This window comes from Daejeonella sp. (genome assembly GCF_049655485.1).
Taxonomy (GTDB): Bacteria; Bacteroidota; Bacteroidia; order Sphingobacteriales; family Sphingobacteriaceae; genus Daejeonella.
This window is the reverse complement of the sequence record NZ_JBASJU010000209.1, coordinates 1-1,517: the sequence shown is the minus strand read 5'-3', so window position 1 is coordinate 1,517 and position 1,517 is coordinate 1. Positions and strand designations below refer to the sequence as shown.

Below are 1,517 nucleotides of genomic sequence, written 5' to 3'. Positions count from 1 at the left end.
CCGCTAAGGGAATTATCATTCTCTGAGATATTTAAAGTTAAACCGGCACCAGCACTCACTGCATTCATATCATATGCGGGAGAAAGCTCCCATCCATCCTGATACAGTAAAAATCCATGATTACGTAAATGGTCATCGGTATTCTTTACCATAATATTGAACACTATCCGTCTCCAAAGCTCTTTAAGGTTTTCATTTATGTTTCTACCACGCTGCTGAATAATGCCGGCAAGGTCCAGGTAACTAACACCCTCGTGATGGTCTGCCCCATCACGATAACCAAGCAGGGTCATTGCCGATGCAAAATGAATGCGTTGTGTTTGGTTGACCCTGTCAAATCTCTTAGTTAAGAATGTATGATGACTCCCTGTATATTTTTGAAGCATGGCAGGTGCAACTGTTACTCCTGAGGTGGTGGCCAGTTCATGAACAACCATTTCCCAGGCACCTATATCGACTTCATCATTACTGCTTGGGAATTTAGCTATCCATAGATTATCATCCTGATCTCTCACACTTGCTTTTGGCCGGGCACCTCCAAGCGAAGAGCCCGGAGAAATCAGCATATTTAGCCATTTTAAATCTTCCTCATCGTTGTCGGCATCATCCTTTTCTAGTTGGAGACTTGCAAATTCCAAATCTCTCAAGTTGATCCAGGGGGGAGCAGCTAAGCCCTCTTCAAAGCTTAAAAAATGTCCATCCTCTTCAATTTTGAATCGCAGTCCACCCATTCTGCTTCCGTCGAAAACTCCAAGCAAGAAATCCGACTCAAATAAAGTTTCAGCCTTGCGACCTTCTTTCCTCGCTACAATTGCTTCTTTTCTTTTCATCAGCAACCGTCCCCATCTGTCCGGCGAAGAATCCAGAAACATTCCGAAGTTTGGCTTTTCATCCCGAAGAAACTGCCGCCCTGAAAATAATTGCAGGTCAGGGTCAAGGTATTGGCTTTGCGATGACTTTATCCACTCCTCAGTATATTCAAAAGCAAATACCTCCTTGCCTCGAACAATATCCGAAGTCAATACTCCGATGAGCATAGTATCTGGTAAATCAACCCAGTCCGCATATACTAATATCTTCTTTGTCATGAGGTCTTTTTCTTAGGTGCCCGCTCTTTAACTAATAAGCCAACATCTTGTAGCTTCCGACCTAATTCATCGTCTGCTCCAAGCTTTAAAAAATCTTTCTCCAGCCCCAATACAAACAGGACCTGAAAATAAGCACCCATGGCTACTGTGGGTATACCTTTTTCAATCTGCCATAAGGTTGCTCTACTTATACCCGCTCGCTCTGCTACCTGAATAGTACTTAACTTTCGTCGCAATCTGGCAAGCTTGATGTTTTCACCAAGATCGTCTAAAACTCGCTGAGCTTTAGGTAAGAGGACAAGTTTCTGTTTCATAATGTTTAATACGCTAAACAAATATACCTTAAATGTTTAAAATATAAAACACTAAATCTTGGCGGAATTCAAACTTTCAAATTGGTGAGCACCATAGAAATCTCTGCCGAATAAT

At 42.1% G+C, this 1,517-nt stretch carries 2 protein-coding genes; both read right to left on the bottom strand.

Annotation, left to right across the window (positions count from 1 at the left end; genetic code table 11):
* Positions 1-1,088 (bottom strand): type II toxin-antitoxin system HipA family toxin (locus tag WBJ10_RS08840; RefSeq protein WP_424289406.1); only part of this gene is annotated, 1,088 nt, incomplete at its 3' end.
* Positions 1,085-1,402: a helix-turn-helix domain-containing protein gene (locus WBJ10_RS08835; RefSeq protein ID WP_424289404.1), complete on the bottom strand. Its 318-nt coding sequence runs from the start codon at positions 1,400-1,402 to the stop codon at positions 1,085-1,087. The genes WBJ10_RS08840 and WBJ10_RS08835, both read right to left, overlap by 4 nt.
* Between the last annotated feature and the right edge of the window lie 115 nt (positions 1,403-1,517).